The sequence below is a fragment of the Paenibacillus sp. Y951 genome (assembly GCF_056786395.1).
In genome coordinates this window covers 30,805-55,690 of sequence record NZ_JBXCIY010000025.1, presented here as the reverse complement: position 1 = coordinate 55,690, position 24,886 = coordinate 30,805, and the positions used below count along the sequence as shown (strand labels likewise).

The 24,886-nt window shown below is 39.2% G+C and carries 27 protein-coding genes and 1 pseudogene; 8 read left to right on the top strand and 20 right to left on the bottom strand.

The features are described from left to right. Nucleotides 1-335: 335 nt before the first annotated feature. Nucleotides 336-1,334 (bottom strand): hypothetical protein, encoded by a 999-nt coding sequence (locus AC1TPB_RS22735; protein ID WP_482078567.1) that lies wholly within the window; start codon nt 1,332-1,334, stop codon nt 336-338. An 84-nt stretch (nt 1,335-1,418) separates the two neighbouring features. Between AC1TPB_RS22735 and AC1TPB_RS22730 the strand changes: the two genes are divergently transcribed. Further along, a complete protein-coding gene (locus AC1TPB_RS22730; RefSeq protein ID WP_482078566.1) occupies nt 1,419-2,738 on the top strand; it encodes a M28 family peptidase in 1,320 nt (439 codons plus the stop codon). A 223-nt stretch (nt 2,739-2,961) separates the two neighbouring features. Here AC1TPB_RS22730 and AC1TPB_RS22725 read toward each other — a convergent pair whose 3' ends face one another. The 11 genes from AC1TPB_RS22725 to AC1TPB_RS22675 all read right to left on the bottom strand — a co-directional run bounded on the left by AC1TPB_RS22725 (nt 2,962) and on the right by AC1TPB_RS22675 (nt 10,377). Then, nucleotides 2,962-3,213, bottom strand: coding sequence for a hypothetical protein (locus tag AC1TPB_RS22725; protein ID WP_482078565.1), 252 nt, complete (start codon nt 3,211-3,213; stop codon nt 2,962-2,964). Between the two features lie 43 nt (nt 3,214-3,256). After that, the gene (locus AC1TPB_RS22720) at nt 3,257-3,862 is read right to left on the bottom strand and encodes a hypothetical protein (protein WP_482078564.1); all 606 of its coding nucleotides are present in this window, start codon (nt 3,860-3,862) and stop codon (nt 3,257-3,259) included. Further along, entirely contained in the window at nt 3,849-4,688 is an 840-nt protein-coding gene (locus AC1TPB_RS22715; protein ID WP_482078563.1) for an ImmA/IrrE family metallo-endopeptidase, read from the bottom strand. The genes AC1TPB_RS22720 and AC1TPB_RS22715 overlap by 14 nt, the downstream gene beginning before the upstream one ends. After that, nucleotides 4,685-5,062, bottom strand: a complete 378-nt coding sequence (locus AC1TPB_RS22710; protein WP_482078562.1) for a helix-turn-helix domain-containing protein — start codon at nt 5,060-5,062, stop codon at nt 4,685-4,687. Before AC1TPB_RS22710 ends, AC1TPB_RS22715 begins: the two co-directional genes overlap by 4 nt. Nucleotides 5,063-5,191: 129 nt before the next feature. Continuing rightward, nucleotides 5,192-5,386 (bottom strand): hypothetical protein, encoded by a 195-nt coding sequence (locus tag AC1TPB_RS22705; RefSeq protein ID WP_482078561.1) that lies wholly within the window; start codon nt 5,384-5,386, stop codon nt 5,192-5,194. 526 nt (nt 5,387-5,912) lie between these two features. Beyond that, nucleotides 5,913-6,539 (bottom strand): methyltransferase domain-containing protein, encoded by a 627-nt coding sequence (locus AC1TPB_RS22700; protein WP_482078560.1) that lies wholly within the window; start codon nt 6,537-6,539, stop codon nt 5,913-5,915. Further along, on the bottom strand, nt 6,476-6,679 hold the full coding sequence (locus AC1TPB_RS22695) for a hypothetical protein (protein ID WP_482078559.1): 204 nt from the start codon (nt 6,677-6,679) through the stop codon (nt 6,476-6,478). Before AC1TPB_RS22695 ends, AC1TPB_RS22700 begins: the two co-directional genes overlap by 64 nt. 595 nt (nt 6,680-7,274) lie before the next feature. Continuing rightward, complete coding sequence (locus AC1TPB_RS22690) at nt 7,275-7,976, bottom strand: Crp/Fnr family transcriptional regulator (protein ID WP_482078558.1); 702 nt, start codon at nt 7,974-7,976, stop codon at nt 7,275-7,277. A 72-nt stretch (nt 7,977-8,048) separates the two neighbouring features. Next, the gene (locus AC1TPB_RS22685; RefSeq protein WP_482078557.1) at nt 8,049-8,249 is read right to left on the bottom strand and encodes a hypothetical protein; all 201 of its coding nucleotides are present in this window, start codon (nt 8,247-8,249) and stop codon (nt 8,049-8,051) included. A gap of 9 nt (nt 8,250-8,258) precedes the next feature. Continuing rightward, nucleotides 8,259-10,127 carry a heavy metal translocating P-type ATPase gene (locus tag AC1TPB_RS22680; RefSeq protein ID WP_482078556.1) on the bottom strand — a complete coding sequence of 623 codons (1,869 nt, stop codon included), beginning with the start codon at nt 10,125-10,127 and terminating at the stop codon, nt 8,259-8,261. 34 nt (nt 10,128-10,161) lie between these two features. Next, on the bottom strand, nt 10,162-10,377 hold the full coding sequence (locus tag AC1TPB_RS22675) for a heavy-metal-associated domain-containing protein (protein ID WP_482078555.1): 216 nt from the start codon (nt 10,375-10,377) through the stop codon (nt 10,162-10,164). Nucleotides 10,378-10,557: 180 nt separating this feature from the next. Between AC1TPB_RS22675 and AC1TPB_RS22670 the strand changes: the two genes are divergently transcribed. Both AC1TPB_RS22670 and AC1TPB_RS22665 read left to right on the top strand, forming a co-directional pair. Next, nucleotides 10,558-10,959, top strand: a complete 402-nt coding sequence (locus tag AC1TPB_RS22670) for a MarR family winged helix-turn-helix transcriptional regulator (protein ID WP_482078554.1) — start codon at nt 10,558-10,560, stop codon at nt 10,957-10,959. Nucleotides 10,960-11,009: 50 nt separating this feature from the next. Further along, nucleotides 11,010-11,810: an alpha/beta fold hydrolase gene (locus AC1TPB_RS22665; protein WP_482078553.1), complete on the top strand. Its 801-nt coding sequence runs from the start codon at nt 11,010-11,012 to the stop codon at nt 11,808-11,810. Here AC1TPB_RS22665 and AC1TPB_RS22660 read toward each other — a convergent pair. After that, nucleotides 11,760-12,529: pseudogene (locus AC1TPB_RS22660) on the bottom strand (FAD-dependent oxidoreductase). The gene AC1TPB_RS22665 and the pseudogene AC1TPB_RS22660 sit on opposite strands and share 51 nt — an antisense overlap. Nucleotides 12,530-12,892: 363 nt before the next feature. On the opposite strand from AC1TPB_RS22660, the gene AC1TPB_RS22655 reads away from it, so the two are divergent. After that, complete coding sequence (locus AC1TPB_RS22655) at nt 12,893-13,765, top strand: AraC family transcriptional regulator (RefSeq protein ID WP_482078552.1); 873 nt, start codon at nt 12,893-12,895, stop codon at nt 13,763-13,765. A gap of 61 nt (nt 13,766-13,826) precedes the next feature. Next, a complete protein-coding gene (locus AC1TPB_RS22650) occupies nt 13,827-14,801 on the top strand; it encodes a phosphotransferase enzyme family protein (RefSeq protein ID WP_482078551.1) in 975 nt (324 codons plus the stop codon). 635 nt (nt 14,802-15,436) lie between these two features. Here AC1TPB_RS22650 and AC1TPB_RS22645 read toward each other — a convergent pair. Further along, nucleotides 15,437-16,243, bottom strand: coding sequence for a TrmH family RNA methyltransferase (locus tag AC1TPB_RS22645; protein ID WP_482078550.1), 807 nt, complete (start codon nt 16,241-16,243; stop codon nt 15,437-15,439). A gap of 153 nt (nt 16,244-16,396) precedes the next feature. Here AC1TPB_RS22645 and sspI point away from each other — a divergent pair, with 153 nt between their 5' ends. Next, entirely contained in the window at nt 16,397-16,639 is a 243-nt protein-coding gene (gene sspI, locus AC1TPB_RS22640; protein WP_482061749.1) for a small acid-soluble spore protein SspI, read from the top strand. Here sspI and AC1TPB_RS22635 read toward each other — a convergent pair. Further along, entirely contained in the window at nt 16,636-17,865 is a 1,230-nt protein-coding gene (locus AC1TPB_RS22635; RefSeq protein WP_482078549.1) for an alpha-D-ribose 1-methylphosphonate 5-triphosphate diphosphatase, read from the bottom strand. The two genes, sspI and AC1TPB_RS22635, sit on opposite strands and share 4 nt — an antisense overlap. A gap of 156 nt (nt 17,866-18,021) precedes the next feature. After that, nucleotides 18,022-19,122: a Gfo/Idh/MocA family protein gene (locus tag AC1TPB_RS22630; protein WP_482061751.1), complete on the bottom strand. Its 1,101-nt coding sequence runs from the start codon at nt 19,120-19,122 to the stop codon at nt 18,022-18,024. A 122-nt stretch (nt 19,123-19,244) separates the two neighbouring features. Between AC1TPB_RS22630 and AC1TPB_RS22625 the strand changes: the two genes are divergently transcribed. Both AC1TPB_RS22625 and AC1TPB_RS22620 read left to right on the top strand, forming a co-directional pair. Continuing rightward, on the top strand, nt 19,245-19,475 hold the full coding sequence (locus tag AC1TPB_RS22625; protein ID WP_482078548.1) for a hypothetical protein: 231 nt from the start codon (nt 19,245-19,247) through the stop codon (nt 19,473-19,475). Continuing rightward, nucleotides 19,475-19,690, top strand: a complete 216-nt coding sequence (locus AC1TPB_RS22620) for a hypothetical protein (RefSeq protein WP_482078547.1) — start codon at nt 19,475-19,477, stop codon at nt 19,688-19,690. Before AC1TPB_RS22625 ends, AC1TPB_RS22620 begins: the two co-directional genes overlap by 1 nt. A gap of 8 nt (nt 19,691-19,698) precedes the next feature. Here the strand turns inward: AC1TPB_RS22620 and AC1TPB_RS22615 are convergent, their stop codons facing one another. The 4 genes from AC1TPB_RS22615 to AC1TPB_RS22600 form a co-directional block, all read right to left on the bottom strand. Next, complete coding sequence (locus tag AC1TPB_RS22615; RefSeq protein WP_482078546.1) at nt 19,699-20,421, bottom strand: ThuA domain-containing protein; 723 nt, start codon at nt 20,419-20,421, stop codon at nt 19,699-19,701. 82 nt (nt 20,422-20,503) lie between these two features. Next, nucleotides 20,504-21,667: a Gfo/Idh/MocA family protein gene (locus AC1TPB_RS22610; protein WP_482078545.1), complete on the bottom strand. Its 1,164-nt coding sequence runs from the start codon at nt 21,665-21,667 to the stop codon at nt 20,504-20,506. A gap of 74 nt (nt 21,668-21,741) precedes the next feature. Then, a complete protein-coding gene (locus AC1TPB_RS22605) occupies nt 21,742-22,770 on the bottom strand; it encodes a LacI family DNA-binding transcriptional regulator (protein WP_482078544.1) in 1,029 nt (342 codons plus the stop codon). Between the two features lie 534 nt (nt 22,771-23,304). Continuing rightward, entirely contained in the window at nt 23,305-24,885 is a 1,581-nt protein-coding gene (locus AC1TPB_RS22600; protein ID WP_482078543.1) for a peptide chain release factor 3, read from the bottom strand. Between the last annotated feature and the right edge of the window lies 1 nt (nt 24,886).

The window sequence follows — 24,886 nt, the reverse complement described above, 5'->3', positions numbered from 1 at the left end:
TATTCAGCTTCCTTGGCCTTCGTCTATATGAGCGAGACTCAGCTTCCTCTTGTCCCTCTTGCGAGGCCTTTTTGACGACGCGGCAGGATTCACTTTATGTTACGGCCTGGCATGTTGCTCGCCCTATCTCTGACAGGTACTTTCGTTGATACGCTTCTACGCACAGATTTCGCCATACGCAGGTATCCCAGCTACGAAGGTGGCTTGGTCCCTCCTTCGGTTGGACTTTCACCAACTAGATAATGTGTGCCTCTGGGCACGCCCCACAAAAATAAGACGTCTGTTAAACACAGACGCCATTGCATTAATCATTTACAATCCTCTAACCAGTCCTACTACCACAATTCATACTCAACACTAACATGACACAACAGCTTATACTCTATATCTTTGTACCTACATCGTGCTGCATAATTTCCTCTTATATCTGAACTTATAATTTCACCCCAATATGGGATATTTCTTTTTAATCTACTTATACATTGGCGAATCGAATCGACTGTAACTGTAACATCTATTTCTAAAGCTTCAATTTTATCTCGGATATCTTTTGCTTCAAGATATAGCGAAGACATCATAATATGATGTAAAACAAATAATTCTGTTAGCGATATAGCAATTGGTTGCATCCCCTTATAAAGTATCTCTCGTTTGTACAGACCATAATTAATAACTAGTTCATTTTCTTTTACCACCTTAGTTTCTTGTACATACATTTCATCTGATATATTTTCAACACTCTTCGGATCTACCCGTATGTACATGCACTCTTCTAATCTTTCTTCATAATCAGTGATCAATTGATCAAGACGTTGACGTCGTTCTTCATTATCTCTAGCAAATTGCTCAAGATAGCGACGCCGTTTTTCCTGCTCTTTAGGATCCATACTTTGAGTGTCTTGCATACTGTACATATGAACTTTTTCTTCAGCTTCTTCGGCCAACAAAACTCCGCATTTTGCTTTAATAATATTTGCAATCATCCGCTGAGTATCCGTTAAAATTCTCTTATGACGACTTTCTAACGCTAGTTTGAAGTGATGAAGCGATGCCTCATACTCTTTATCCAAATACATAAGATGCGCATAACGATAATTAGCAGGGGGATGATCCTTTTGTAGTATTAAAGCTTTTAGTAAGCATATTTTTGCTGCCTCTTGGTCTGGTTGCTTTGAGCCCTTGTATTGCTCTCCATAACGTACATATAAATTGACTAATGCTGCCTTATTATATTCAATTTGTTCTCTATCTCTATTTTTTCTTGCAGTTTTATATTCGATTTCATACTTCTTTTCAATATCATACGGAAATCCATCATCATATTCCTCGATCACTCTTGATCACTCCTATTTCACTGTGACTGCGTGTCACACTCGTATATTACACTAACCTTACAAGAAAAAAGGAGATGATTCAATATGAATACAACACAATTACTAGCTCGATATGGAATCCAGAAAACGGATCAGTTTGCAGAATATAAGGGGGAACCAAGTATAGCAAATAAACTGCTCAATAGCACATTAATGAAATTAGGTAAAGATATTGAACAGTTATCAACTATTTCAGAAGAAGAATGGATGAAGGCTCTTAAAGCTTCATCTTATGAATTCCGCATTGGCGGCGAAACTTTAATAGATCCTACACAACAAGAACTTCCACTTGCAGATATTGATATCTATTTGAAGGGAATCTGTCGTTGGATGAATGATCTACAAATGTATACCCTATTTAGTTGTCAACCACATAAATCTCGCTTACCTGTAATTGGGATGCTTTCGCCTCTTACTACGATACAAATTGAATTATTAAAAGAAATAGCACCAGCAGGTTTGATGCTTTCTATATTACCTAATCGAATTACATTAGATTGCGGTGGCCAGCTAGAATTACTTCTGGAACTAGCTGAAAGACTTTATCATTTGACACTTGAATCTGCAGTACCACTACCTCAAAACATAGCGAAATTCAAGAATTCTTTAATTCAATTGCTATCTATACCAGGGGAAAGTCGTAATGAAGAACAAATACGACAATATCTTTATTCCAAGCTAGAACATACCGCTAATCACATATATGTCGATTCTGCTGGAAATCTATGCGCTACTTTCTATAAAGGAGAGGGACCTACTATTTTACTTTGTTCACATATGGATATCTATTCAGAACTCGAGCAAGACAGATTAATTATCCAAGATAATAATTACTTACGATCTTCTCACGGTATATTAGGGGCAGATGATCGCGCAGGCATAGCTATCATTTTAGAAGTAATAGATCATATAGACCAAATCGACTTTACAGGAACATTGAAAATAGCATTTACAGTTGAGGAAGAAATCGGATTAATCGGGTCCAGCAAACTAGACTCCTATTTTCTAAAAGATGTAGATGCAGCTATTGTTGTGGATAGAAGATCTACTCGAGATATCGTTACGTCCTATGCAGATATGATCCCATTTTGCACTAGAAAATATGGCCGGTTATTTGAACGGGCAGGAAGACTAATTGGAATGTCGGACTGGAAAATGACCGCTGGCGGCTCAAGTGATGCGAGAATACTATCTCAATCATTTGGTATTCCTTCTGTTAATTTATCTGCAGGCTATATGAATGAACATTGTGAAGAGGAAATCGTTGATTTTATTGCCAGCTATGAAACTTATCTTCTCATTACATGCGTATTGCATCATCGGCTCATTGTAAGAAAATCACCACTAATCAAAAGTCACTACTAAGAAGGGAGGTGATACCATCATGGACGAATTAAACCGTAGTAAGAAATTATACCGTAGTAGTGTAAGAGCTTATATTCTCAGTATTATTTCAGTAATTGTTTGTACTATTGCAGTAATCCTTTCTATGATTAATTTGTTCTACTAGCGGTATGTAATAATACCTCCTTAGACAATTGGGTCAATTAATAGACACTAGATGTGTCCAAGGAGGTACCAAGCAACTTTAAACCTTTATCGCCATTATTCGTATCCGTTTATAATCGGCATACCAAGAGCCATTTTGGAATAATTGATCCTTTGCTTTGCTAGCGACCTTTTCAAATATAATGTTTTTCTCCTGCTCACCGAACCCCTGGAAATAGCTATCTGTGAAGGATGCTAACCAATCCCTCAATCCATGCTCACCATCATCTAATCGCGTTGGTCGATCAAAATGATCTGCATACGTTACTCGAAAACCTTGTTTCTCTAGCAAAGAACTATATTCTCCTATCGTTGGAAAGCACCAAGGATTTTCATTATTTATTCAGTTGCCAAAGTTGATTTCTAAACATCTCTTTTGCCCAGTCTGCGTTTTCCCTTCCTTGACAAGCCATCCAAAGCATATATGTTTCTTTCCTTTTATAATTTGCTTCTTTCATAGCGATAATAAAATCACTGACTCTAACCGTAGTGATATTTTCACTCATTCCAGTGTTCATATGAATATCAAGAAACTCCTGCAGGCTTCGTTCATCAGATAAAAAATACTGCATACCCGTTGCCTTCGCAAAAGCGATGGATAATGTCTCTCCCCAGTTTTTTCCTCCAACTTTCGTATTGGGATCTGCATTTTTTAATAGAGTAATCGTATCCTCGTATACCATTTTGCTATAATCGTCATCCTTAAAATATTCAATACCGACAATCTCAGCTTTGCCCTCGCTAACTAAATGATCAATCTGTATTCTTGTTCTCTTGGGTGTAAATATTTCATTCTCGTATACATACTCATGAATATATAACTTCCTTACTAAAGCCGACAGGTATTCAATAATAGCATCAACATCATTTAATTTATTCATCTTTATAGCAAAATCAGTGTCTATAATGGCCTTATCCCATTTATATTCAGTCATCACCATCGTAGTCCTCCATAACGGCTTCCCACTCCTCATCAGAAAAAACCTCATCGGAATGAATTCCAAAATGATCAGGGGACTTTTGAATCAACGACAATAAATATGATAACTTCTTCTCATTTATTAAACCTTTTCCATATGCATCCAAAGCATTTTCAACCAGTCCCTCGAAAGCCATCTCTCCTGTCCGAGTTTGCGAGGAGTCGTTTATTTGAAGAATCTTTCGTTGTAACAAAACACCGCTGTCCGGGTCACGATCTGGAATATCAATTAAGTCCCTCATTCGACTTTCGGTAATGTATTCGATCTCATAAAGACGTCGTACAATGGTTTTGTAAGGAACTAAAAAAATAGCCATCAATCTGATGATATCACTCATTCCGAGTTTTTCTTTCTTAATATCTAGTGATTCAAGTTGGTTAATTAAAATCTCCTTCGGAACCAACAGCATCGCAGCAAATAAGTTTGCCTTTAGTTCGCCGATATTTTCTGTTCTATTTTCAATCGTGTTGCTATTAAGCAGTTCAGGTTTATTTAATTGTTCTTGATCGTACCATATATGATATAGCTCATGTGCCGCCGCAAAGATTTGTTTTTCTAAGGGAATATAAGTATTTATGTATACAAAAAGATGCCCCTGTTTTTTGCAAACAAAAGCACATAGTTCGTCATCTTGAATTGGATATTTAAGTAGCGTTGCTCCCTCTTCGACGATCGCGAATATCTCTTCCCGCAAAATCCTACCTGTTTTACGTAGAACAGCCAACTTCGCTAATACTTTAGATTCAATTTCCTGCATTTCCACAAGGGTTAGTTTTGGTAACTTCATCGTAATTCTCCTTGGTTATGTTCCTTTGTCAGCTCTTCAAGTTCAATCAACTCATCCATAACATGATCCAGGAACTGGAGTTTCTCTTTTGTACGACCATTTGTATGTTTAAGATTTCCAATCATAAACATTATGGGATCTTCAATACCATTTGACCTAAATGGGGTACCCATCAATTTGTCGATCGGCATATTCATTACTTCGGAAATTTGCTGAATTTCCTTAATGTTTATGGACTTTTGACCTAACATGATTTTACTCATCACTTGTTTTGAAACTCCTAACCGTTCTGCTAAGTCATTCTGTGTATAACCATTTTCACTTAACCATGTAGTAATCCTCTCTCCAACTTGTTCGAAGATCGTTGTCATCATAAGCACCTCTTTAACATTTGAATTATTTTATTTGTTCTTAAAGTATATTGAATTATAAGCAGTTAGTCAACGAAACGTTGACTAACACAAGGGTTGTGTGATGAATTCGGGGATTCACGTACGATGCGCTCAGCTTTTGTCTCGCTGAATTGGTACTGTAGTTATATGTTGATCTGGATATTCGTATTCATTAGGTAATTGTTTTAATTCAAAGTTATTCAACACTGAATTTCCGATCTCAATAACACCTGTATTTGTTGATGAACAACCGCAAAGCAAAAGAATTATTGATAATGAAATTAATAATAATGATGATCTTTTCATAATAATTCCTCATTGTCTTCGTAATATTCAAGCTCAACCTTCAATTTCCCCATAGTAAACACTCCATATTTCCACAATATGGCTTGCAAGTTTCGAAGGCCTCATGCGCCATCTCTGCGTCATCAAACACGTAGTTCAATCCCCAATGCCAAGGATGCTGGTGATGCTTCATAACATAGAAAACAAAATCTTCCTAGTTCTAGAAATCTTATTCTCACAAATATCTTTGACGTAAAACTAAGGAGACCCCATGAAAATCCAAATCATCGGTGCCTCTGGCACCGGTAAAAGCACTCTAGCAAAATATAATAGCAAAAAAGAGAACATAAAGTGGATCGATACCGATCAATATTTGTGGAAGGACGCTTCCTTTACAGAGATTAATCCGATAAATTTACGTCTTGCTCTGTATCAGCATGACATCGAAACTAACGATAGCTACATCGTTTCTGGCTCTATTTTTCCCTGGTGTCCTGGAGGGTTTGTAGATCGTGACCTTCTAGTTTTTCTTTCGCTTGACGCGGAGTTATTGTTTAATCGCCATAACTCTTATCCGCTTATAATCCGCATACCAAGAACCATTTTGAAATAGCTCTGCTCTAGCTTTGTTGGCGGATTTTTCAATTATAATGTTTTTCTCCGCTTCTCCGACATCTTTGAAATAGTTGTCTGCAAATGAGGTCAACCAATCTCTTAATCCATTTTCACAGTCTTCTAGTTTCGTTGGTCGATCAAAATGAACCGCATACGTTACTCGAAAACCTTGCTTCTCTAGCAAAGAACTATAATCTCCTATCGTTGGAAAGTACCATGGATTGTATATGGTAGCATCTTTTCCGTAATCCTCTGCAAATACGTCATTGATTGCCTTAATAATAGCAGCAACATTACCGTAGCCTCCAAATTCAGCAACAAACCTTCCGCCAGTAACGAGTGCATCCCATACACATTTCAACACCTTCTCGGGATTTTTCATCCAATGCAGCGCTGCGTTCGAAAAGACAGCATCGAAGGATTGTTTAACGGTAAAATCTTCACCGTTTTCAAGCTCGAAATTAATAAGAGGATACTTTTTGCGAGCCTTTTCAATCATCTCTTTAGAGAAATCCATACCGATAACGCTCGCTCCATGGCTTGATATTTCATATGCCAAATCACCTGTGCCACAGCCCAAATCAAGGATACTTTCCCTTTTTGTGGATTAAGCAGTTCAACGACATCTTTGCCGAATTCAGAAATAAAGCTTAATCTTTTGTCGTACAACTCCGACTTCCAAACTTGATTTGAATCCATAGTAGTCCAGCTCCTTAGACTTCATGATATATACCTAATACTAGCGCACCTCACAACGAACATTTATAATTAACGAATCAATCATGTATTAGTTACATTTTGTTACAATTCCATCTGTAAGGGAAATATATATATCCTATCTCACTTATAGTTTGAAACTATAAATAAACTCAAGTTAATAGGATTAGCTGTCAGTGAACTGAATAATACCGTTTCGTTGTTTAGTAAATAAGAGGATGATATACAAAATTTATTTTAGATGCTTTACATGCAGGAGAAAAAGCGCAAGTGTACATTATTGGTATGTGCGTGCCTACATTAACCTAAAAGGACACAGAAACCGTTATTTGTGAATATCAGGGTCGAATGGCATTCTAGAGGACAGAGAATCCGTTATTTGCCCTTAATGAAGTCCAATTGTATCAAAATATGTGAAATAAGTGCATCTGTGTCCGGTAAAATGGATAATAGAGACCTACATAGCAAATAAGGTCTCTGGTGTCCGTCAAATTGGTATACGCGGCCCTACAATGTTTCTGTAAGAAACAGACATCAAAAGCTCATGCTTAGCTTTCGATGGGGAGGCATACTTAAGTTATAGCGCTGACAATGCATCCCTATTTATAATGCGAATAATACCTTGTCCTACTTGTTCGATCCAGTTCTGTTCTTGAAATTCTGTTAGCTTCCTACTAACGGTTTCCGGTGTTGTACCGAGATAGGAGGCAAGATCCTTCTTCGTCATGGGCAATGTAATCAAGGCTACCTGTTGACCTTCAGCTAGCTCAACCAAGTAAGTGCCAATCCGCTTTTCAGCAGCTTCTGAAGTAAGACTGCTTACTTGTTTTTCCGCTTGACCAAGACGTCGACTAAATTCCTCCATAATTTTGAACGAGATCATTGGATATTGCAGTAATAAAGCTTGTAAGTCATTACGCTGCATGACGCATAGCTCCGTTTTCTCCAATGCTACAGCGAAGTTTTCATGTACCGACTCTGTAAATAAAGCTTGTTCGCCCACGAAATCACCTGGCTCTAATATGCGAATTAATTGCTCCTTACCTAATTCCGATAGCCGATATACTTTCACCTTACCTCGATGCACAATATATAAGCTATCGGAATTAGTCCCTGCCTCGAATATTTCCTCATTACGCTCATAGTAGTTAGATTTCGTCGTACTAGCAATCTCCTTCATAACATCTACTGGCAAATGATTAAAGATCGGCACTAAAGAGATGCAAAGCTGCTGCATCTCTTCTTTATCTCGATGATCCGAATGCCCACACAAGCTCACTCCTAACACATCCTCTCGTTATTGGTACATGCTAAACTTTCCAAGTTCGCTCCATATTCGATGTCGAATAACCTACGTTAGCCAATCATCGTTATCAAAGCCTGCTTTTTGAACTTCCCCTTCCAATAAAGGTTCAAAATGCGGGCTTTCAGAATCGAGATGATGAAGCGCTACTTGAGAAAGACGGAAGCGCAAGTGTACGTTATTGGTACACGCGAACCGTACTTTCCAAGTTCGCTTCATATTCGATGTCGAATAACCTACGTTAGCCAATCATCGTTATCAAAGCCCGCTTTTTGAACTTCCCCTCCCACTATTATATCTTACAAGCCTGATCGCGTTAATAATCACGAGTAATACACTCAATTCGTGAATAAGCATACCTAGTGAGAGAAATACTTTTTGCAATAATACACCAATGAGAAGTACGACAACGGTGCCAATTGCCAGAAACGTATTTTGCTTCATATTACTGACGGTAGCTTTGGCCAATGAGTAAGCATGAGCGAATTGATCCAACTTATCTGCCATCAGAACAACATCCGCTGTTTCCATGGAAACATCAGTTCCAGTCGCTCCCATTGCAATGCCAATATCAGCTGTGGCAAGTGCTGGAGCATCATTAATGCCATCACCAACCATCGCAACGACAAAACCAGATCCCTTCAGCTCTTGAACTTTAGCTACTTTATCCTCTGGTAGCATCTCAGCAAAAACATGATCGATACCTAAGTCGGCTGCAACTAACTCTGCTGTATGGCAATTATCGCCTGTTAGCATATAGAACTGTTTAATTCCCGCTTCACGTAATCGTTTGATCGCCTCGCTAGCCTCTGGTCGGATTTGATCTGCGATTGAAATTATCCCCTCTAGATTACCATCGACAGCAGCAAATATCGTCGTATTACCTTGCTTCTCACGCTTAAGCGCATAAGCTTCCGCTTCTGCAGTAATAGCTATCGTATATTTATGCATAAGCTTACGATTCCCGATCACAAGCTCTCTTCCAGCTATATTTGCCCTAATCCCATTTCCTATAATCACTTCAGCACCATCCAGCTGACCAATTAAAGCGAGTTTTCTTGATTTTGCTTCTTTGACAATTGTTTGTCCCAGATGGTGCTCAGAAATCATTTCTGCCTCAGCCACCATTCGTAAAAGTTCGTTCTCGTGCATCGAAAACGTCTGAATATCCGTTACTTCTGGCCGCCCTTTCGTCAATGTTCCTGTTTTATCAAATACAATCGTATTAACTTTAGCCAGACTCTCGACAATTTCTCCACCTTTAATTAATACGCCATGCTTTGCACCATTACCAATGCCTGCAACGATCGATACTGGCGCCGAAATAACGAGTGCTCCTGGACATGCAATCACAAGGAATGTTAATGTAAACTCAATATTTCTTGTTACGATATAGACAATAATGGACAATACGATAATGGCAGGTGTATAAATCGCTGCAAATTTCTCAAGGAATTTCTCGGTTTTAGTCTTTGATTCCTGTGCTTCCTCCACAAGTTCAATAATTTTTGCGAAAGTAGTATCATCACCAACTTTTTCAGCAATAACCTCTATATAGCCATTGTCTACAATCGTCCCACTATAGACATGATCTGATATTTTTTTGCTTGCTGGCGCGGATTCCCCAGTAATCGTTGCCTCGTTAATGAATGCATGACCAGCGCGTACTTTTCCATCAACAGCAATTTTTTCACCTGATTGAATAACGACACAATCACCTTCTACCACATCATCAATCGCTAGCGTCTGTCGTTCTCCGTCTCGAATAACAGTAGCCTCGAGTGGAGCCATATCCATTAGCTTCTTCAACGAAGATCTCGTCTTTTCTAACGTACGTGCTTCAAGATAAGCCCCAAATAAGAACAAAAAGGATACAACCGCAGATTCAACATATTCGCCGATCACTAAAGCTCCAACGATTGCGATAGATACGAGTAATTCAATGCTGAAAACCTTCATTTTCAACCCCTGTAATGCTTTACTAATGATCGGAACACCAGCAATAACTGTTGAATTGATCAGTAATGTATCCTTTGCTACATGCCAACCCGTTAGATGAAATATCAATGCTATTGCAAGCAGCGATCCTGTGATCGCTGCGATGTAGGCTTTAACTTTTCCAGTCATAGCTGCTCACACTCCTTTCCAATAAAGCTATTAACTACTTTTTCCCTAAAACAGGATAGCCAAGCTTCGTAATCGTTTCGGCTAATTGCTCGGTAGATACGGTAGCTTCATTAAAATCTATTTTCACTTTGCTAGAATGGAATAGCACTTTCGCATTCTCGACGCCCGCTCGCTTATTAAGTGTCGTCTCAATTTTCTTGATGCACGATGGGCAAGTTAACGTATCTAATTGGAATTTAATTGTTGTCATATGAATCAGCTCCTTATTGGTTGTACATTGATCATAACGCCCTATAGCAGTTCTCGCCTTGATGTAGATCAAGATTACTCAAATTTACTATTTACGGTTGAGTAATCTACCTTTATAATTAAGCTATCTTAACTATTAAGCGAGGTAATGCTTATAATGAAAAATCATTATATTAATCGTATGAACGTTTTACATAACGAGATCAATATTCAAATAGCAAAAAAATTTGAAAGTAAGCTAGACAATGAGTTAACTACAAAACAAGTATTAATACTAGAATTAATACAATCGGGTTTGACCTCAACGAAAGATTTAGCCGATAAGTTAAGTGTTTCAACAAGTGCAGTAAGTCAGCTACTCAATAAACTAGAAGATAAATATTATATTGAAAGGTTTATTAATCCGAACAATCGCCGTGAAATCGTCTTAATTCTCGCTGATAAAGCCAATCAATATTTTAACGATATCGCCTTTTTGAAAGACGAAATTAATAGAGACATCTATGGAAAGCTGTCGTTAGAAGAATTGAAGCAGTTAACGGACATATTAGAAAAATTACAGGTCATTACTCTAGCAAAATAGCTCATTTTTTGCTAGAGCAAATCATTGCTAGGAAGCGAGGATTAATCGAGATGACATTACACTATCAAGAATATGGAAATAAAAGCGCCGATCTCATGTTGTTTTTACATGGTGGTGGAGTGAGTGGTTGGATGTGGGATAAACAAATTCAATATTTCACCAATTTTCATTGTGTTGTTCCAGATTTACCTGAGCAAGGTCAAAGCAATGATACTGAAAATTTTTCAATTAAAAATAGCGCAGAAAAGCTGATTGAATTAATCCAAGAAAAAGCAACTGGTAAAAGGGTGATTGTCATTGGTTTTTCTTTAGGTGCTCAAGTAGCAATTCAACTCATTAGTATGAAACCCAATTTAATTGACTTTGCTATTATTAATAGCGCCTTGGTAAGACCAATTACATATATTAAAAAGTGGATTCGACCTTCTATTAGAATGACATCTCCATTAATACGCAATAGGTTATTTGCCAAGCTACAAGCAAGAACATTATATGTGAATAAACAATATTTCGAAAAATATTTTAAAGAAAGTAGTCAAATGAGTTCCGATACGCTAGTTCGAATATTAGAGGAAAATATGTCGTTTGAAATACCTGAAGATTTCACAAAAGCGACTGGTAAAATATTAGTTACGGTCGGTGAGCGAGAAAAAACTGTTATGAAAAAATCTGCAAAAGATATTGTAGCAAGTAATGCAAATTGCACGGGTGTTATCCTGCCTCGAATGGGTCATGGAATATCTATGGAAAATCCTGATCTTTTCAATGAAATGGTAGACATGTGGATAGATAAAGGGATTTTACCCCGCTATATATTTACCTACAAAAATACCACTAGCCGCCGCTTGTGATAATGAATGTGTAACACCTGAGCAATCTCCAATTACATATAATCCATCAATATTTGTTTGAAAGTTTCCGTCTGTTTCAATTATTGGCGAATAAAACTTTCCGTCCATACCATAAAGCAATGTATCCTCATCTAGGATTCATGCAATAAGTACTTGAAATGATATCTTCATGTGCATAAGCCAGTTTTGTTTCAAAGGTATCTTCCAAAATAAAACGTAGCTGTTGTTCTGCCATTTCAACTCTAATACCCAAATCCAAACGAGTTCTCCCTTGCTTAACTCCAAGACTAGCACATTGTTTCTTTAACCAATCTGTTCCAAATCGCCCTGTAGCAAATACTACTTGCTGAGAATGGACATCCCCTTTATTGGTCACTAAAGTAAAATAATTATTATCTTTAGTTAGCTCTTGCACATCCACCTCAAATTGAATATCTATCTTGCTTGATAAAACTTTATAAATTTGTTGGAATATTTTTATCGAAAGTGAAGTACCTAGATGCCTAACCTCAGTAGTTAGCATTTGTAAGTTGCATAATTCGGCTCTTTTTGATAGTTCTGTATTAGCTGTGGAATATTTCGTCTTGATCTAAAGGACAATTTCTCTCCTCTAAAGATTTTCCTTTTTCGAGAATTAATATCTTTTGATTACGTTGAGATAAGGTATATGCTAAAAAAACACTACTTACACCTGAACCGACAACAGTAATATCATACATCCATTTACACCTCAATTTTGCATTAAATAATTTATCCGTAATAAAAACCTGTTTTTCCTTATGGCTAACAGGTTTAGTGTGCATATTAGTTGGTTCTTTTCTAATCTTATCAATTGCCTATTTATTAAATATAAGATACAGAAAATACTATTTACAATGTATATAATATAAAGATTAACCTCAATATTTGTTTCTATTTATGGAGGGCGTAAACACTTCCAAATGAAAAATTCAGCAAGTGCTAAACACAACAACAAACATCAAACTGCGTTTAGTTACTAGCAACCATGATATTTTTGTGCAAGGATTGCAAGGTTTCATTTCCCACCATCACTTATAATAAAATTTGAAAGAAGGAATTGTATGGATTGGCTAGACCGCATGAATAACGCAATGGAATATGTCGAAATACACCTGTCTGAAACAATAGATTACGATCAAGTGGCTAGAATAGCCAGTTGTTCAACTTACAATTTTCAGCGGATGTTTTCGTTCATCACAAATGTTCCGCTGGCAGAGTATATTCGGCGCAGGCGGCTAACCCTTGCCGCATTTGAACTGCAAAGTAGTCGTATTAAAGTCATCGATGTGGCATTCAAGTACGGTTATGAATCGCCTGAGGCATTTTCTAGGGCGTTCAAAAAAATGCACGGTGTGATGCCAATGTCAGCGCGCGACAAAGGTGTTTCACTCAAGGCCTATCCTCGGTTATCCTTTCATATTTCGATTCGAGGAGATGAGGAGATGAATTACAAAATTGAGGAAAAACAAGGTTTTAGTATGTTCGGTGTTTCAACTCTAGTCAATGCAGATGCCGAGAATCCGTTTATTGAAATACCAAAATTTTGGGAGAAGTGTATTTCCAACGGAACAGTAAACCGAATCCGTGTCGCCGCAGGTTTGGGAGAACATGGCCAGATCCATGCGGTTTTATACGACAACAAAGGTGAGAGTTTCTCCTACATGATCGGTTACTTCTTTCCTCAGAGTGACTTGGCGCAAGGGTTTGAAATGCTTCAAATCCCCCCTCAGACTTACGCGATTTTCACAACCGGAATCAATCCGGATGGACAGAATGATATTCTTGGATTGTGGAAGCGAATCTGGGGCGAGTGGTTTCCGAGTTCTAATTACGAATTTGCAAATGGCCCTGAGCTTGAAATGACCTATGATCGAGGCAACGGCATGTATGAAATGGAAGTTTGGATCCCTGTCGTTATTAAAACTGAGTCGTAGGCATAGTACCATACCATTACTTTATTGTTAGGGACGATTTCTTTTGGAAGGTGTGAGCAGAATGGATTATGCACTCATTGCACAACATGCGCTGCAACAGTATGATATTAACGTTGTATCCGTATCGCCAGTAGCTCAAAGCGGCGCTGCGGTTTTCAAAATTGAAGATAATTGTGGTTTGTTATACAGCCTGCGTGTTCACAAATCTAAAATCAGTACGCTTGAAAAGATTTGGACGAACCCAGATGTGCTGGATTCTGAGTTGATATGGCTGGATGCGCTTAATTGCGATACTAGTCTCACCCTCCCAGTACCAAAACGCAATCAGCAAGGGTCATATGTTACACAAGTGCACGATACAATTTGCACGATGCTCAGTTGGGTGAAAGGCGAGCAAAATCAATACTTTACCAGCGAGCAACAATTGAAATCCACCGCTGAAATGACGGCAGCTTTGCACCACCATTCCATTAAGTGGCAGCCCCCTTCATCTTTTATCCGTCCAACGGTTAATCGTGCACGGATACAGAATGCTCTGGACTTGCTCAAACAGCAGTTGCGGGAAGGGTTATTAGACGCACACGATGTTCAGATCCTTGAAGACGCTGGGGAAAAAGCGATGGCCCTGCTCGACACTCTCCCTAAACATAAGTTGACTTGGGGTGTATTGCACGGTGATATCGTTCCTCCCAATATCGTGTTTGTAGATGGGGTTGCAAATCCCATTGACTTTGGCGCGTGTGTATTCGGTCCTTTTCTCACTGACTTGGCCATCACATTTACCTTTATTCATCCCAATGCCAGACAGCAATACATTGATTGGTATGGAAAGCACTTTCCGCTACCGAATGATTATGTGGCACAAATAGAAGCATTATTTATTTCGCTAGTGCTAATCGGGATGAGGAATTCACTTGGTATGCCTGAATCCAACAATTGGCTACCGGCGCATATGAAAAAGTGTGTATCTCGTGAATTTGGCAGGTATGCAAATGGGAAAGAGTTTTTATTTACAGGAACACCATTTTGGGAATGATAAGCAATTTAATTTTCAAAAAAAATCCACGATCCAGGAATAAGATCACTAGTTTACGCAAACGGAGAACTATACCTCAATAAACCCCATAGATTAAGCGCCGCTGTGATCCGCTGCTTCATTACGTTAACGGAGGATAATTTGACCATAATTGATCCTTACCATTATATTGATATGCTTAATTATTATCATTAAAAATGACAATATATATTACATGAATGAAGTTATTTATATGTCTCTCGATATTGAAAGGAGCTCTAATGTCTAAATTGAAACGCGGTAAAAGCTTGTGGAATATACCTTCAAGAGGTAGAGGTACCTGTCCGATATGTCTCTCGACTAGAATAAAGCTGCTATATTCTGTGACTAACTCGGACGGAAAGCTAGTGACAGTCTGCAAGAAATGTAGCTCAGTAAACGCGAAAACCGCTGATACAGCTGTTTCGACAGTGATTCTAGGATTTCGAGGAAAGCTTCGTAAAGAGGTAAATCGACAAAAGCAAACTGTATAGAAAGTATTTTCGCAAAGATGGCATTCCAACTCAATTTGAATTGGGATGCCATCTGATTGTATCATTTTGATGTAATAATCTGTCTCAATTTACGTTATAACTCACATAGACAGGAATTATTAGTTAGTTAAACTTCCGTTGTCTTAACGCTTCATACAACAATACCGTCGTCGCCATCGCTACATTCAACGACTCACTGTTGCCCTCCATCGGGATAATAACCGTTTTATTCACTAGCGCTTCTACTTCGCTAGACAGACCATCACCCTCACTACCCATAACAAGCCAAGATCCAGCCTGCCAATTGTAGCTATAGCAATTATCTGTTGCCTGCAGGCTTGTCCCTACAATGTGAATACCTTGCTCCTTAGCCTGCTGAATATAAGTAGTTAGATCACCTTCAATAATCGGCAAATGAAATAGTGACCCCATCGTTGAACGGACCGTCTTCGGATTGTAAAGATCAACGCAGCCCCTGCCGAGAATAACTGCATTGGCTCCAACAGCGTCGCTACTGCGAATAATCGTGCCTACATTTCCAGGATCACGTACACCGTCTAAGACAACGACTAGACCTTTTTTATCGTATAACGCTTCCTCGGAAACTTTGAATTTCCCAAGTACAGCAAAGATTGGCGGAGCAGATTCCGTTCCCGTACATTTGGCCATTACTTGCTTCGATGCTTTATACCACTGTGTATAATGTGGTACTAGCTCACTTATTGCAGCAATTTCTTCAGGCATACCGCGTTCAGTATCATAGATAATCGCCTCGATTTCAGCTCCAGATGATACTGCCTCTTTCACAAGATGAATTCCCTCTATAATAAACATATTTTGGCGATCACGATTTTTCTTCTCCAGTAATGATGACCATAGCTTGACACGTTCATTTGCAACGGAGGAAAGAAGTAGATGTTCTCTCGTCATTTTAATTCACAGACCTTCCTCAAATTTGTTCAATAAGTTGAATGATACCCCATTTAACTGGGAACAGTAAAGCTATAACCGTCAAATTTAACAATATGCTTTCTGGGGTCATCTCCTCAAGATTAATGAATACGATTAGGGGGCACTATTTGCATGCAAAATTTTGATCTAAGACAAGCTATTATTCAACGCGTTCAAGAGAGCAGCATAACTGAATTAAATGAGACGATTACAGATTCCGTAGATGCTGATGAACGAGCGTTGCCAGGACTAGGCGTTCTATTTGAGATTATCTGGAAAGATGCGAATGAAACATTACAAACTTCTATGGTCAATACGCTTTTCGAGCATTTGCAATCCGATCATAATTCTACAACAGCATCACCTTCGTATTAACGTTCCATATACGGTCTAGCTTCGTATACAACGACGCCATTCACAATTGTCGTATGGACGAAGGGAATCTGGTGGAAGTGGTCGACAATAATAATGTCGGCCGCTTTGCCAACTGCAATAGATCCAAGCTGATCCGCTATTCTCATTGCCTCGGCAGGATACAATGTTGCTAGCTTTGTTGCTTCATGAAGTGGGAGCACCTCATCGTTAGCAAGCTTGAAAATCGCTTGTAGTATAGACGAAGGATGATAATCAGAACATAGAATATGCGCCGCTCCATGCTGCAATGCCTCGATTGCTTTCAAATTATTATCATGCGATGCCCCACGAACGACATTCGGAGCACCTACGCACACTTTCATCCCACTACTTGTTGCATATTGCGCTACTTCTAATGTGATCGGAAACTCACTTACGCTTACCCTACTTTGCACTGCTTGATCAATTTTCGCAATCGTATCATCATCATGTGAAGCAACGGCAATGTTGTGCTCATTGGCTAATATTGCTAACTGTTTCAAATGACTCCAATCTACTTCGCTTTGTCGCTCTAGCAGTTCATCAACGATAACTTTTACTTCATCAGAGGTTATGCCTTGATTTTTCATAACATACTTTTCAAATGAACCTGGCGCCCGGTATTGTCCTTGTCCAGGTGAATGATCCATATAAGATAAATAATGAATGTAGTTTTCATTAATGTATTGCTCGACAATAGGTAGCCCTGCGTGGTATGTCACCTCGAACCGCAAATGAATCCGATTCCTTACCATCCCCCGCTCCGTATTATAGCGATGAATAAGCTGAACTAACTCAGTCATAAGGTTAACGCCACGTAGACTTAGCCCCACACCTAGAGATAATGAATGATACATCGTTGTAATACCATGAAGTGGTAGCTTTCGTTCAAATTCTAGCAAAGACAGCTCAAGCGGAAATATGGTGTTAGGTCTAGGCTGCACTTCCTTTTCGATCGCATCACAATGAATATCTATTAATCCGGGTAATACATAATGACCCGTAGCTTCAATAATTTTTGCCTGAGGATACTCTAATAACCAATCTGCTACTTGAGCTTCCACTGTTATAATCTGCTCAATTAACCCGTGATGTATGACGATCGAAGCTTGAATAGTCTCAACCTCAGTTACTATATTACCATTATGAATAAGAATATATGTAGCATCCTGAGCTATCGTTAATTTCTCACTAGATTGCATTGTCATAAAGGACCCTCGACTTCCTACTTTATTTACAATTATATTATATTTCTATTATATGGTTATCTTACATATTTATCTAGTGCATAGTAAAAAGCCTACTTCAATTGTTACATTGAAGTAGGCTTTTCATAATAGCATTATATATAATAGTTGTAATCTTTACATAATTTCAAAGTCACGTTTACCAAGAGGGCGAAGCGCTGGCTTTTCGCAGCTGCTCTTCATCATATAATGTTTCCCCTCTGCTGCTGCATCATGAATACCATGCATAGCCTCAAGTACGTGATAGCCTAATTGACCACTCGCTCGATGACTGCGTCCTTCAATAATTGCTGCTGCCATGTCTGCGGCACCCAAGCCTCGACTATTATCTGTATTACTGAATAAATACGGAATGTTCGTCCATTCTGAAGCTCCAGCTCGGTTAATTTTGATTTCCCCACCGAAATTGTTAGGGTCTGGAACTAATAATGTTCCTTGGCTACCGTAAACTTCAATTCTTGGCAATGTCGATTGTCCTGGTGTATCAAATGTTGTAAGTATCGTTCCCATTGCTCCACAAGCAAAATCCAATACTCCAGCAATATGAGTTGGAACTTCTACTTTAATCTTCGTGCCGTGCTTTGGTTGACTTGTAATTGTACGCTCAGGATAAGAGATATTAGCAGAGCCTGTCACTCGCGTAAGTGGCCCTAGCATCGCAACTAAAGCCGTCAAGTAGTATGGACCCATATCAAACATCGGTCCTCCACCAACTTGGTAGTAAAATTCAGGATTTGGATGCCAACGTTCGTGACCACCCGTTAACATAAATGCAGTTGCACCAATTGGTGTTCCAATCCAACCGTCTTCGATTACTTTAATCGCAGTTTGAATTCCGCCTCCTAGAAACGTATCCGGTGCACTACCTACATATAGTCCCTTTTGCTCTGCTATCGCATTAACTTGCTCCGCTTCTTCACGAGTTACAGTAAATGGTTTTTCGACGTACACATGCTTACCAGCTTCAAGAGCTCGAATACTTACACTTGCATGCGCTTGCGGAATAGTTAAATTAATGACCATCTGAACATCTGGATCAGCCATTAACTCATCGACAGAGTAACCTTTAATGCCATGCTGCTCTGCTTTTTCAACCGCACGTTGTACATCCAAATCTGCAATAGCGATAACTTCCATAGAATCGAATTTACTACCGTTTTCCAAATAAATGCCACTAATATTTCCTGCTCCGATAATTCCAACCTTAATTTTATCCATTCCTGCAGTCACCCTTATCCTTACATATCAGTTTTAGTATTGAGTATTTATAAATGCATCCCACAATTACGCTACCTACATCACTTCGTTATCAAAGTCCGATTTTTGAACTTCCCCTTATAATGAAGGTTCAAAAATCGGGCTTTCAGAATCGAGCAGGTGAAACGCTACTTGAGAAAGGCGGAAGCGCAAGTGTACGTTACTGGTACACGCGATCCTACAATGTTTCTGCAAGAAACATACATCGGAAGCCTATGCTATACTTTCCAAGTTCGTTTCAGATGCGATGCCGAATAATCTACGTTAGCCTAATCATCGTTATCAAAGTCCGATTTTTGAACTTCCCCTTGTAATGAAGGTTCAAAAATCGGGCTTTCAGAATCGAGCAGGTGAAACGCTACTTGAGAAAGGCGGAAGCGCAAGTGTACGTTACTGGTACACGCGATCCTACAATGTTTCTGCAAGAAACATACATCGGAAGCCTATGCTATACTTTCCAAGTTCGTTTCAGATGCGATGCCGAATAATCTACGTTAGCATAACTTCGTTATCAAAGTCCGATTTTTGAACTTCCCCTTAAAGTTGATTGTCTTGCATACCTGTGTAGGCAGCTTTAGTTGCCTGCCCCGCTTGCGCTAATGTTTTTCCTTCTGCACTCCATAAGAAGCCGCGACGCATCATTTCTTTCACTTCATCAATTTCCATAATATTCGCTTGATGACCAAGTGAATTATAGTATACACGTCCAACGCCCCAACGTTTCGTCCAAACGACCGGCATATCTACTGCCTTATTCAAAGCATGCGGACCATCTACAATCGGGAAGCGAGTTGTCGCTAGTACCTCTACCGCTGGATCAACATGCATATAATATTGCTCAGTTGATACTTCAAAATTACTAATTCCATCAACTAAAGGGCTGGTGCTATTGTTAATTTCCACTGTATATTGAACGCCATCATTACCAGGGTGAGCAACCCACTGACCACCTGTCATGAACTGCCAATCTACATTTTTGCGGAATGCATCACACATTCCACCATGACAACCCGCAAGACCAACTCCACTTTGTACAGCTATAGAAACATTATCAACTAGCTTCTGATCGATTTCTCCCATCGTCCATGCTGGAATAATCAGATCTAGACTTTTCAAATATTCAACATCAGCAAATGCCTCCAATGATGATTGAACATCAACCTGAAAGCCTTCTGCTTCTAGCTGTTGCCTAAATATTGCCGCCACTTGCTCCGGTTGATGACCATCCCATCCACCCCATACGATCAATGCCTTACGCATATCTATTCCCCCTAAAAACTTTTCGTATCGTATAATTGATAGCTTCCTTTTAACGAAAATTTACTTCGAAAGCATATGCCTACTAAACTTCGCTAATAGCTACCCATCTGCGTTCATCAATCGAACGTTCAACCGCTTCCAACACTTCTTGACATTTCACGCCATCTACAAAGTTAGGACTTGGTTGTCTGTCCTCTTCAAATGCTTTCATAAGTTCTACCATCTCATGTGTGAACGTGTGCTCATAACCGATTGTATGCCCTGCTGGCCACCAAGCGTCCATATAAGCATGCGGGGCATCAGTAGCAAGTACGCGACGGAAGCCTTGCACATCAGGAGCATCGTCAGTGAAGTATACTTCTAGTTCATTCATACGTTCAAAGTCAAAACGTATACTACCTTTGCTACCATTAATCTCAAATCCGTTCGTACAGCGATGTCCACCTGCAAATCTAGTTGCTTCAATGCTACCTAGTGCTCCGTTCTCGAAACGTGCCATCATAAGTGTTGCATCATCAACAGTTACTTGACCCATTTCAGTAGAATTCGTGCCGCCAGTTGCACTAAGTCCTGTCATAGCTGTAGCAATTGGACGCTCTTTAATAAATGTATCACTCATACCGATAACTTCCTGGAATTCGCCGACTAAGAAGCGAGCCATATCGATAACATGTGCTCCTAAGTCACCAAGCGATCCTGAACCAGCAATTTCTTTTTGCAGTCGCCATACAAGCGGGAATTGTGGATCCATAATCCAATCCTGTAAAAACTGTCCGCGGAAATGATAAATTTGACCGATTCGCCCTTCTTCAATTAGCTTTTTAGCTAGTTGAACAGCAGGTGCAAAACGATAGTTGAAGCCTACCATATGCTTCACACCAGCGGCTTCAGCCTCCGCTAGCATTTCTCTTGAATCAGCCAATGTAAGTGCTAATGGCTTTTCGCAGAATAGATGCTTACCAGCTTTAGCAGCAGCTACGGCAATTTCCTTATGCGCATCACTTGGTGCATTGATATCAATAAGATCAATATCATCTCGCTTTAATAGCTCTTTCCAATCTGTAACAGCCTCTTCCCATCCGAATTGCACTCTTGCTTGCTCGAGTGCCTCTGGATTACGACCACATATTACCTTCATCTCAGGTGCAACCGAATGTGGGAAGAACATTGGCAACACACGATATGCATTACTATGTGCTTTCCCCATAAATTTATATCCAACCATACCAACGCGAACTTTTTTCATTATAATTTCCACCCTTCATATTAAGTTATTGTACGTGTTCAAAAAGTAGGCTTTCGAAAATAGAGAAGATGTAATTATGAACTTTGTCTAATGACTAGTTTTACAGGTAGTATGCGACTTTTTAGTTGCTCTTGATCAATGGTTAATTCTCGATCATTGGTTCGTTCTAGTAGCATACTTGCTGCTTGTACGCCCATATCATAAAAAGGAACTGCTACGGATGATAATTTTGGTGAAACAATGCGTGCCCCATCCGAATCATCATAACCAATAATGCGGTAATCCTTCCCCGCTTCAAGACCATGGTTAGCTAATCCCTCCATGACTCCTATCGCCATTCGATCATTAGCAGCAAATATCCCATCGATATGACCTTCTTTAATCAGAACAACTAACGCTTCGGAAGCAAGAACACCACTTTTCCGGCTATAATTCCCTTCGAAAAGCCATTCTCTATTTATAGCGATACCATGGTCGGCTAATGCGTGGACATAGCCATTGTATCTATCAATACTATTAGAATATTGAACAGGCCCATTCAAAAATGCTATTTGTTTGCTACCGCGCTCAAGAAGATGATTAACTGCTTCATAGCTGCCTCGTTCATGATCTCCGTCCACGAATGCATACTGTTTCCCATGGAATTTTTGATTAATAATTACAAATGGATACTCATTATCTTCTAGTTCCTGTAATGCCTCTCGCTCATTTACAGTATCTGTTGCGCCGAGAATGATACAACTGTCGATCTTTTTAGAACGAAATAACCTACTATAATCTTTTTGTCTCGAGGTATCTTGAAAGAGCATAAGAAGATCAACATTTGCTTGTTTAGCCACTTCTGCTATTCCACTTAATATTTCAGAAAAGTAGTAAGTGGAAAACAAATGAACTTTGGGAACATAAGGTAATACGACACCGATATTCCCACTTTTTTGACGGGCAAGTTGCTGAGCAAGTGCATTAAGCTCATAGCCGAGTTGTGCTGCTGCATTCATGACCTTTTCACGCGTTTCCTTCTTGATTGGTCCTACATTATTCATGACGCGTGAAACCGTCGCTTCAGATACTCCCGCGAGCTTAGCAACATCCTTCCTGCTCATTCATTAACCTCCTTCAACTTTTCATTACTTCTAGATATTACTTCTTCGCATATGAAAAGTACTTCGAAAGCATATGCTTCAACTTTTCATTACTTCTAGATATTACTTCTTCGCATATGAAAAGTACTTCGAAAGCATACGCTTCAACTTTTCATTACTTCTAGATATTACTTCTTCGCATATGAAAAGTACTTCGAAAGCATATCCTTCAACTTTTCATTATTTCTAGATATAACTTCTTTGCATATGAAAAGTACTTCGAAAGCATACGCTTCAACTTTTCATTACTTATAGTTACTGCTTCATCGAAATGAAATATGCTGCGAAAGCATGTCTTTTTCTGTTCATATAAACGTTTTAAGTCCAAAGTGTACACGCGTTCATTATTTCATGTAATCGTTTTCCTGTCAATCCCTCAAATGCTCTAAAAATAAATTTAAGGACTAGCTATTCACAAATATTGTCCCGATAAATTTCCATCTGTACAAGGCTAATTCGTCCCACAGATCGCTGTTCACCAAAAAAGATCGCCCCTTAAGGAGCGACCTCTAAAAATTTAGTATTCGGGTTTTTATCTACTGCTGTACGCATCGCATACTCATTTTCGAATAGAGCAACATAATTGTCTTTCTTATCTCGAACGAGCGTAGAATTGATACGGAATTTGCTTGGATCAATCTTCTCATCAACAATCCATCGAGCAAATTGGAACGTCAAACGATGAAGTTGGAGTTCAACACCATACTCGGCTAACATTCGATGCTGGAATACTTCAAATTGCAATTGACCAACTACTCCAAGAATAATTTCGCTGAAATTACCAACGGAATAGAATACTTGAATCGTACCCTCTTCTGTTAACTGATCGATTCCTTTTTGATACTGCTTTTGTTTCAACGCATTTTTCACAGTAACTTTAGCAAATATTTCTGGAGAGAACGTAGGTAGTTCATTGAAAACAATATCGCTACCTTGCGATAAAGAATCCCCAATTCGGAATATACCTGGATCGAACAATCCGATAATGTCACCTGGATAAGCAACATCGACAACATCGCGATCCTGAGCAAGAAACTGCTGTGGCTGAGAAAGCTTAATCGTCTTCCCATTACGCACATGCTTAACGGACATGCCGCGATCGAAACGACCAGAACAAATACGCAAGAAAGCTATACGATCTCGGTGAGCCGGATTCATATTCGCTTGGATTTTGAACACATAGCCGCTGAACTTCTCATCCGATGGTTCAACAAGACCATTGGCACTTAGTTTCGGACCTGGTTTTGGAGCAAGATCCAAGAAGTTATCAAGGAATGTCTGCACTCCAAAATTATTAACCGCACTACCAAAGAAGATTGGCGTCAATTCACCTGAACGAACCTTATCATAATCGAAAGCATCTCCAGCAACATCCAATAGTTCAAGATCAGAGATCAATTGATCAGTTAGAAAATCACCGGCCATCTCACGAATGATTGGATCGTTATAATCATCAACCTTTTTCACTTCAATCGTAGTATGGTCTTTCCCTTGGAACAATTCGACTCGGTTCTTCATACGGTCATATACGCCGCATAGCTCACGACCAGAACCGATTGGCCAGTTCATCGGTACAGAGCGAATACCAAGTACTTGCTCCAGCTCTTCCATTAGATCGAACGGCGATTTACCTTCACGGTCTAATTTATTAATAAATGTAAAAATCGGAATACCACGTTGACGACATACTTGGAATAACTTAATCGTCTGCGCCTCGACACCTTTAGCTACGTCAATCAACATTACTGCACTATCCGCAGCAGTTAATGTACGATATGTATCCTCAGAGAAATCTTGGTGACCTGGTGTATCCAAAATATTTATGCGATGTCCCAAATAATCAAACTGCATCACAGAAGATGTAACCGAGATACCACGTTGCTTCTCAATTTCCATCCAGTCAGATGTAGCATGACGGCTAGCCTTACGTGCCTTTACAGACCCCGCAAGACGAATGGCTCCCCCAAATAGGAGGAGCTTCTCTGTTAATGTCGTCTTACCCGCATCGGGATGGGCGATAATAGCAAACGTACGTCGCTTGTCAACTTCTTGTATAATTTCTTTGCTTAGACTCATA